Annotated in this window: 2 protein-coding genes and 1 pseudogene; all 3 read right to left on the bottom strand. The window is 44.4% G+C overall.

The window, feature by feature from the left end:
- Positions 1–7,690, bottom strand: a 7,690-nt coding sequence (locus U9Q77_09595; protein ID MEA3287611.1) for a fibronectin type III domain-containing protein, incomplete at its 3' end; no start/stop codon positions are given.
- Positions 7,691–8,183: 493 nt separating this feature from the next.
- Positions 8,184–8,459 (bottom strand): annotated as a pseudogene (locus U9Q77_09600) (hypothetical protein).
- Positions 8,460–9,113: 654 nt separating this feature from the next.
- Positions 9,114–10,777, bottom strand: a 1,664-nt coding sequence (locus U9Q77_09605) for a type I restriction-modification enzyme R subunit C-terminal domain-containing protein (GenBank protein MEA3287612.1), incomplete at its 5' end; no start/stop codon positions are given.

Here is a 10,777-nt window from a genome sequence, read left to right on the forward strand (position 1 = left end):
GGCTCATTGCCCCTATTAAGGCATAGTCACCTTGAATAGAGACCGTTCGACCAAACTGGTAGGGGTAAGAAGCAGAGCTTGTTATTTTTGTTTGGTAGTCCCATGCAGATCCATTCCTTATAAACATATATGCTGCTCGTGCGTTGGAACCACCAATTAAGCAATAATCTCCTGAGATATCTACAGATTCACCAAATGCATCACCATAAGCCCCATCCGATGCAATCAGCTTGGTTTGTTGGATCCAAGTGTTGTTGTCACGATGAAATGTCCATGCTGCCCCAGAATAGGCAACGTTACCATAGGCATTTCGACCTCCAGCAACAGCATAGTCCCCATCAATTGCTACTGAATAACCGAACCATTCATTCTCAATGGGTGAATTTGCAACGATTTTAGCTTGTTGTAACCAACGTTGCCCTGAGCGTTTAAAAATATAGGCTGAACCTGAGTTACTGGCACCATCATCATCCTGGTAAGCACCAACAATGGCATAATCACCACTGATATCTACTGCGCAACCAAAATAATCTACGGCTTTTGCATCAGCAGCTATCAGTTTTGTTTGTTGAACCCAGCCATCAGCATATTTCTTGAAGATGTACGCAGAGCCAGATCTTGAACCAGCATCATCATCCCAATTAGAGCCCACAATGGCATAGTCACCATCAATACTAACACCTGTACCGAATCTGTCCTCACCAGCAATATCAGCTCCAATCAGGCTGGTTCTGGGATCGTTAAAAGATGCTGCAGTGGCGCTGGAAAAAAGACTTTGGTTGTCATTTTCATCTACAGCTCTAATCTGGTAGAAATAGTGTGCATCTTCATCCAGACCAGTAAGGTTCAAAGTGGTATCATTTTTTGATCCAGAATGGGTTGCAATTAATGCTGTCGGTGCTGGCGTTGTACCACCATACACCTGATATTCTGAAAAATCAGCAGCCTCACAGGGACTCCAGTTCAAGGTTAATTGGTTCAGCCCAATATTTGCTGTAAGATTTGCAGGGGGCAGTGGTTCAAGATCATAGATGTACACCGCACCACTGGATGAATTAGAGTAAGGCGTCGTCACAGCTGCATAATCATCTGATAGTTCCACATCATGGCCAAAACGGTCCCATTCAGCACCATCACTTGCCAGGAACTTTTGAGCCTCCTGCCATCCAACACTCGTTTTAACGAAGACATATGCAGCTCCTGCTGCAGTTGCATTTTCGCTATTTTGAACCTGATTGATGATAGCATAATCGCCTCTGATATCGCTTTTCCATGCGAAACCATTCCAATAGGTCACCCACTCCTTCTTTTCGATCCAATTTGATCCCTCGAGCTCAAAAATGTATGCCCGACCGGCATTGTATCCCTGGTTCACAATGGCACGGTCACCACTCAGGGAGACTGAGGCTCCAAAATGATCTCCTGATCCATAATGGCCATGCAGGATGGACTGTAGAGTCCAGGAAGTACCTGATCTTTCAAAGATGTAGGCGGCTCCATCATCGTTGTAGGTGTCATCAGCTAAATAGGCTCCTGTAATGGCATGAGTAGCATTTATATCTACTGAATAGCCAAAATAGTCATTGCCACCATCTGGCACGATTAGCTTGGTTTGCTCAGACCAGGTGCTTCCATCATAGTAAAAGATATAGGCAGCCCCGGCATCAGAACCGTTCGAATTCGCATTCCGATACGCACCAACAATGATATAGTCTCCATGCAAGGAGACATCGAAACCAAAATAACTACCACCAGAGTAATCACTTGCCAGTAAACGGGCTTCCTGGGTCCAGTCCTCCCCTGATCGTTTGAATACATAGATTGATCCAACTTGGTACATACCGTCAAAATGGTCATTTTGAGCACCAACAACGGCTATGTCTCCATCTATTGAAACGGACCAGCCAAAATTATCTGAACTTCCTGGATCCCCGGCGTTTAGCTTACAACTCTGGGTCCAGGCAGATCCTGTTCTCTTAAAAATGTATGCCGAGCCAGATGATTCATATCTATCATCATCTTTCGGTGCACCCACTATAGCATAGTCTCCATCAACATCTATAGACCAGCCAAATTCATCTCCCTCAGCAATATCTATAGATGTTAGTTTGAACTCATCCGGTCCAAGGGCAACCAATACATTAGACGAATAGGCACTCTCCACACCGGTCACATCAACGGTCGTTATCCGATAAAAATAGCTGGTATTCTCACTCAGACCAGCAGCAGTAAATGTTGTATTGCTTGAATTGTCCGAGTTTGTTCCGATTAGAGTAGTTGGATCAGGACTGGTACCTCCGTAGATTCGATATTCTGAAAAATCACTATGGGCACTAGGTGACCAGGAAAGGCTGACCTCAGATTCCCCTGGTGTGGCAACAAGATTTGCGGGAGCTTTCAGAGGCAGTTTTTGCAGATATACTGCATAATTATTTTCATAAACTGCATAGCCATCCGCAATATCTACGTAATCTCCGGTGGGCAATGTGGTTTGAATATTCCATTCTAAACCAGAACGGGCAAAATGTTGGATTAAGCAACCATTGCTGCCAGAAGCAATAAGATTGTCACCTTCGAGGGCTACACTTCTTCCGAAATAATCTGAGCTACCTCCATCACTAACCAGTAGTTTTGCACGTTCGACCCAACTTGTATCTGACAACTCAAACACATAGACTGCACCAGATCCATCAGCAAGGTCATCATCTCCTACTGCACCAACAGCCAGATAATCACCGTCCAAAGAAATTGATTGACCAAAGCTATCTCCAGATTGGGTATCTGAGGCTTCCAGTATCACCGTCTGGGTCCATGCGGTCCCACTACGATCAAAGACAAAAGCGCCACCGTGACCATTATAAGACTGTGAGCCAATGACAATTCTGCTGCCTCCATTAGTATGATTATAACCTCCAGACAATTTTTGCTGCTCGGTCCATACTGTATCACTCCTGACGAAAACATACACTGAATTTGCAGCTGATCCAGACGCACCTATACCGATGTAATCTCCATAAATAGTAACTTTTTTACCAAATGAATGACCTGCAGCGGCATCCGATGCAGTCAGTTTTGCCTGTTCTGACCATCCAGATTCAGTGCGATGGAAAACATAAGCAGAGCCAGAAGAGGTACCCGCATCATCATCATTGGCTGCTCCAACCACGGCATAGTTCCCATAAATAGCTACGGATTGACCGAAAAAATCTGTGCTCGCACCATCACCGGCAAGCAGCTTGGCATGATGTACCCAGGTCGAATTGATTTTTTTATAAATATGAGCTGCCCCTACGTTACTCCCTGCCTCATCATCACCCCAGGCCCCAACGATAGCGTAATCGCCATCAACGCTTGGGCTAAAACCAAAAAGTGCACTTACTTCATCACCCTCAGGTTCAGCTAGTGTAAAGGATCTTGGACCAAATGCGACTACCTGGCTCTCAGAATAGCCGCTTGATTGTCCTGAAACATCAGTTGCAGTTATACAAAAGAAATAATTTTGGTTTTCATCTAAGTTTGCGATTACCACGCTGGTATCCAGACGGTCGGTGATAGTGTTTAACAGCATAGTTGGATTTGCTAGAGTGTCTCCAAATATTCTGTAAGAACTGAAATCAGACTCATCATTGCTATCCCAGTCAAGGGTCACCTGTTGAGTACCAGGTGTCAGTGTCAGTCCCGTAGGAGCAAATGGCGGCAAGTCAATTATGTAAGCCGATTCATCACTATAAGCTCCTCCCATCATGTATTTCGGGGATAATGCAACAGAATACCCCATGAAACTGCCAGTAGGAGCATCCGAGCGAGCGAATTTTGATTGTTCCACCCATTTCGAACCATTCCAACCGTATTGATACATAGCCCCGCAATTTGAGGCAGGTGTATCTTCCTGATACGCACCAATCAGAACTTGATCATCAAGGATGGCAACGCTTATCCCAAAATAATCATACGCTTCAGCATCACCAGCAGTCAGTTTTCCCTGTTGATCCCAACTGGTTCCATTCCGTTGAAAGATATATGCTGATCCGGATCTGGTTCCATAATCATCGTCCTGATCGGCACCTATTAGAGCATAATTGCCATCAAGTGCGACAGAAGTTCCAAATTTATCCCGCGTATATGCATCGCTAGCACTTAGTTTAGCTTGTTGGCCCCAGGCACCTCCAGCCCGCATAAATACATATGCAGCACCAGCATATCCAGTTTCACCGTAGGCTCCGATCAATGCATAATCACCATCAATGGCAACTGCATTACCGAAGTAATCTCGCATTTCAGCATCCCCTGCAAGCAGTTTAGCTTGTTGGGTCCAGGCTGTATCGATTTTGGCAAATATATAGGCAGCACCGGCTGCATTAAGTCCATCATCGTCTCCTTCTGCACCAATAATGACATAGTCCCCATCTATATCTACTGAAACTCCAAAGTGGTCTAAGCTGCCCCCATCGAGTGCAGTCAACTTAGCTTGTTGTTGCCAGTTCTGGCCACTATAGTAAAAAATGTATGCTGCTCCCGTTCCAACCCCAATGCCGTCAGCTTCTTTTGCGCCAATCAGAATATAATCACCTGAGAGGGCTACTGAGCTGCCAAAATAATCCCCACTGGAAGCATCATTTGCCTTCAGCTTTGCTTTTTGGTACCAGCCGTACTCTGTCCTATGATAGACAAATACCTGTCCTGAATTTTCTCCGTATTCATCTCTGGATGAGGCCGCTACGACGGCGTAATCGTTGCTCAATGCAACCTTACCACCATAGTTATCAGCATCGATTAGATTGGCAGCCGTGATTTTGTTCTCCCTCAATCCAAAGGATATCATGACTGCCTCAGAACCTGAACTTTCGTTACCATTTAAATTCCGACTTTTGATGTAGTAATAATAATTGCTGGTATCAGATAAGCCAGAAAGGATCACTGTGGTGTCACTTACTCCTGAATAATTGGAGGCAACTATCGAGTTTGGGTGTGGCTGATTTCCACCATAGACAGAATAACCAAGAATGCTGTTATCATTTACCGCATCCCAGGTCAATGTGACCTGTCCATCACCGGGAGTCAGCACCAGATAAGCAGGTGTATCTGGAGGGAGAGTTCTTATAAAAGCAGCACCACCATCATCAGCCCCTGGAGCACCAATTATAGCTGTTTTTTCATCAAGGTCGAGCGCCCACCCATAATTATGGTCATTGTCTCCATTTTCGTCAGTATATATTAAATTCTCTACCCACCTGTCTCCCATACGGATGAATTGATAAGCACAACCAGAATTACTTGCATAGGTGTCATTGTGGTAAGGTGCTCCAACGATCAAATCGGTATCCGATATGGATACGGATGTTCCAAATTGATCAACCCGCACATAATTACTGGCAAATAGTTTCGCTTGCTGAGACCAATTTCCTCCAGATCTGTGAAAAATATAGGCTGCTCCGGCCTGTGTATCATGTTCAGCATCCCAGGTGGCACCTGCTGCTGCGTAATCACCATGAATACTTACGGCTTTGCCGAAGAATTTTGATGCAGTCGGATCTCCAGGGACAATTTTGGACTCCTCTGACCAACTCGAGCCATCGAATCCAAAAATAAAGGCTGCTCCCGAGCCATCAGCACCTTGATCATTATTTGACGCACCAACTATTATTGAGTTACCGGATATATCTACCGATTCTCCAAAATGATCTGCATAATCACCGTCACTGCCCAGAAGTTTCTGGGTTTGACTCCAGGCTGCACCTGTCCGGTGAAAGATGTATGCTGATCCTGCATCTGTACTCCAGGTATCATCATAAGAAGAACCGACGATTGCGTAGTCACCATCAATGGCAACGCTGAGTCCAAAAAAGTCATGGGGAGCTGGATCACTGGGCGTCAATTTGGCCTGCTGCTGCCAATTTTCACCATCTCGATAAAATACGAAGGCTGCTCCGCTATTGGTTCCCCCGGCATTGTCCAATGAGCCAATGAGCAAATAATTACCAGATAATGATACTGAGACACCAAATTGCATCCCTCGATAACTGATATCGGGCATGAGATTTGTCTGAAAACTCCAACTATCCCCCACCTTTCGAAATATATCGACTGATCCTGATCGAGGATCATTACTATCATCATACGAATTACCAACTGCTGCATAATCGCCATCAATAGACACGGCCCGACCGAAAAGGTCCGAAGCTTCACCAGTGGCGAGTCCAAGTTTGAATTCATTAGATCCAAAAGCGATCATAGTACCTTCAGAATGGAAACTCTCACCACCATGCCCATCCACAGCAGTTACATAGAAATAATGGGACGTATTGTCGGTTAAACCGCTTAAAGTAACAGTTGTATCATTGACACCCCCACTATTCGTAGCGGCCAAAGTTGTTGGATTTGGTGTTGTGCCACCATAAATCTTGTAGTGGGAGATGTCCGATTCACTATTTGCTTCCCACGTCAGGGTTACAGAGAGATCTCCAGCTGTGAGGATCAGGTTCTCTGGCGCTTCAGGTCTAAAATTAATGAGGTGTGCAGTCCCTTCATCACCTTCTCCGTATGCCCCAATGATCATCTCATTCCCGCTAAATGCCACAGCCGAACCGAACCGATCATTGGCAACTGGATTTGATTGGTGAATTTCATTGGTCTCAATCCAAGTCGCACCATCCCAATGATATTGATAGGCAGCCCCTGTACTATTATCATGCTGCTCAGCTCCAATTAATAGATCATTTCCAGAAATGGCAACTGCACGACCAAACAAGTCACTGCTTCCAGCATTACTGGCAGTAATTTTTGATTCATATAGCCAACTAGTTTCACTTCTGCCAAATACGTAAGCAGAACCTGATCCGCTCCCAGCATCATCATCCCAGGGGGCACCAATGACCACTTTATTCCCATCTGTATTAACGGAATGACCAAAACTATCATCAGTCGCCCCATCTGGAGCTGTAATCAGCGCTTGCTGACTCCAAGAGGAACCATTGTAAAAGAACGCATAAGCAGCGCCAGCGGAAATTCCCAGCGAAGTCTGGTAAGGACTACCGACATACAGGTAATTACCAGATAGAGCTGTGGCATACCCAAATGCGTATCCAGCTGAAGCGTCGCTCGCTACTAATTGCTGAGAAAGGGACCAGTTGCCGCCACTGTTAGTGAAAATATAAACACTTCCAGATGCCGACCCATTGTCATCGTCATAGGGAGATCCCACTGCTACAACATCTCCATCAATAGTAACAGTATGCCCAAAATTATCCCCAGCATTTGCAGTATCTGCAGTGAGTTTGGTCAGCTGGGTCCAGGTCGCATTCACTCTTTGAAAAACATACGCCGAACCTGAACTACTACCACTATCATCATCCCACGGTGAACCAATAACCACATAATCACCACTAATATCTACAGATGTCCCAAAATTGTCTCCAGCTAAAGAATCGCTGGCCACCAGTCTGGCTTGTTGAATCCAGCTTCCATTTGCTTTGTGAAAAATATAGGCTGTACCCATATCGCTGCGCTCACTGTAGTCACCGACAACAGCGTAATCTCCATCTATTGCAACGCTATAACCAAAACTATAGCCCCCAATAGAGCCCGATGGCGTGAGAATAGTTTCAACCCAGGCAAGTGTCGTTGAAGGAATTAAGGTCATCATCATCAAGCAGATGATCAACGTTTTTCTGGATGATGCGGAAAAGTACATGAGTGTCCCTTTACGAAATAATATTCACTATTTACCGAAGGGACTGGGAGTGCTAAAATACGAAACTTAAACGGGTCATAACCCGTTTAAATCAGACTGTTACCGAATACGAAATACTTTCGAGGTGGACGTGGCATTTGAGATACAGTTGGAACAGGACGTGATGTTATTCCCCATTTATGTCACACTGTTAATAATTTGTATCCATAATAAATATTTGCTCTTTGTTATCCAAGATAAAATACGATTTCATTTATTGCCCTGATTCCGATATAAAAGTCAGATGAGGACTCCAGGATAATGATTTTCATCAAAATAATTATTGAGTTCAGATAAATATCATTTCAGCGATCTTTAGTAAGTCAGTGTTCTCCATTTTTTGTTATAGAGCCTGTTAATAGTCCCCTCGACGACTTTTTGAGGTTAAGCCTCCATGAGGGTCTACCTGCCACCTTCTTTTAAACCTGTTTTTCGGTCACTTCATTGTTGACATCTACTCCAATGCATAAATTTTCTCCCTACTTTGGATCAGCAGGTTGACTTTTTCTGCAGCAGCCGTGATAGCCAACCATAACTGGCGACCACTTGATACCACCCTGGCCACAGTTCTGAACAACTTGTGACGTATACTGGTAATCATACTGTGGTGCCATTTAGCAGGCAGGACTGTTAACTGCATCAGCTTGACCAGATTGAATACCAACATCCCGATCATGTAGTACAAAGCATTGGCAGGCAGTTGACCCGTGGGAAGCACCTTCAGGTTTAATCCATACTTCTGACCATGAAAACCTTGATGGAAGAGTTAGATACAATCCGTTTAATTCCCTTATATGTCAATGATGACAAGAAGCCCATCATAATATCAACTTCTGTTGGGAAAAATGTAACGCGACTATTTTCATCATTGGGCATCAAAACTCATTTGATCCACAAAAAATCCGAATTGAACAAAAAAGGAACAGGAGAAATCAGGGTCAGCTAGATCTATGCTTCTCATGATGCTTTATCACCAGCCAACTGAATAAATTACGAATGTAGTACAATAGTCTAATTCCGCGTAACCTATCTCTTTGTTTTTACTGAATTATTCTTTCGCAAGTGTCAAACATGAGGTACAAAGTGGATTTTTCAATATTGATGAAACCGCTAGAAGTATCTGAGAATTCATGAAATGTGCCCTAAAACCATTAAATACAACCACATATAATGAATACTCCTAAATCCATATATATCAACACATCGTGTCATTTCGATGAACTCAATACAACGCTCTGCGCGCTCTGCCTGTGCGGCGAAGCTTGTAGAGCGTAGACGTGCGAGAGGGACTTTTTGCGAAGGCGTCAATATTGGGGGTAACTTTCACAAGCATAGCATGAACCAATTACTTTTGCACTCCCTCATGAAAGTTGCGGGTTAAGGCTCAAGCCGCCACCGCATTCTGGTTAATCCGCTCAATTATCTTCTTTACTTTCAGCACTTCGGCATCATCAAAGACACCCATGAGACCCATATCGTGAATATCGGTAAAGGGGGGTTCAAATAGGAGTGTCATTCCCACCGTTCCGTTGATGGTGAGGTGAGTTATTATCTGCTTGATGAAGGTCATTTGATCCGCTTTCAGATTCCCTGATTGGATGAAGGATGCAAAAGCTTCATTCGCTGCTGTCTTATTCAATCCAATAATGCTGCGGATGAAATATCCCAGGGGCTGATCCCCGTATTCCATAACGAAATCAGACTTGGTTCCGCGCTCATCCCCATCGAACAGGATTTGTTCTAATTCAATAAGATCTTCCGAAGTGATGGGAATGTTGTTATTCAGCTTCTTGATCGTCTCAAGGTGTTTGTTCTTACGGATATAGGATTCCACCCGGTCACGATAACTCTGTAACTGAACATGGGCTTCAATAACATCACGAGGTTGAATGTCATCCTTATTAATCTCATCCTCAAAATGAGTATAGACATTCTCCTGCTGATCCCGATCCAGGAACTTGATTAACTCCCGTAGATTCTGACGAATATCTTCCAGCCGTTTCACATTGACAGCCTTCCAGAACACTTCGGATTGAAGGTCAGTCAACAGTGCCACATGAGCACCCACAGTTGGGATATTTTGCTTCTTCAATAAAGCCCGTGCCGTTGATGACACATTTATCACATATTTCTCAAATGACTTGAATCCACCGATGAGTGCCAACTGGAAACTTAGCATTAAGACATCAAACCGTCGTGCTAATTCATCATCACCACGCTCAGGGACATCCAGATGAGCCAGGTGCTCGTTGATATCGCTCCAATCCCCTCGTGAAATATTATCCCAGCGCCAACGATTATAATACTCCGTCACATAGCGCAACGCTTTGCGAACCACAAAACGATCCTGGTCAAGACTTGCAATCGTTGCATGTAACTCATCGATATACTGTTTTTGAATGTCCAGATCATCTTCAGTGGAATACTTCTCATCCCTTAACAGCATGGCGACTTCCAACTTGTTCTCGAATATCTGCTGAGTAAGACTCTTGATGGAGCTGGCAACAATCCCATCCGGGTTTGCATCAAAGAATTCAAAGTTCTGACAGTAATCAAAGATGAGAAAATGAGATTTATCTTCACCAGGAGCAAACAGATCAGGACAAAGTCGGGTTCCACGACCAATCATCTGCCAGAATTTGGATGGAGATTTCACCAATTTGAAGAATACCAGATTCACAACCCTGGGAGCATCCACACCGGTATCCATCATATCCACTGAGACTGCGATCTGGGGGTCATGCTCTACATGCTGATCCACAAAGGTTTCCAGCAGATCCTGAGCCTTGGTTTCATAGTTATCAATCACCCTCAGGAACTTGCCCTTGTACTCTGGATAATTCTTATTAAAACGTTCCTCAATGAAGACGGCATGTTTGTGATTCTTGGCAAAGATGATGGTTTTACCCAGCTTATCTCCGCCCTCCACTTTGACCCCATCGGTCATGACATGATCCAGGACTTTATCCACCGTATCTGTATTGAATAACCAACGGTTCAGTGCTTCTGATCCAATCTCATCAGGGGCTTCACCCGTGGTTGGATCGC

The organism is Candidatus Neomarinimicrobiota bacterium (assembly GCA_034716895.1).
Lineage (GTDB): Bacteria > Fidelibacterota > UBA8477 > UBA8477 > JABMPR01 > JABMPR01.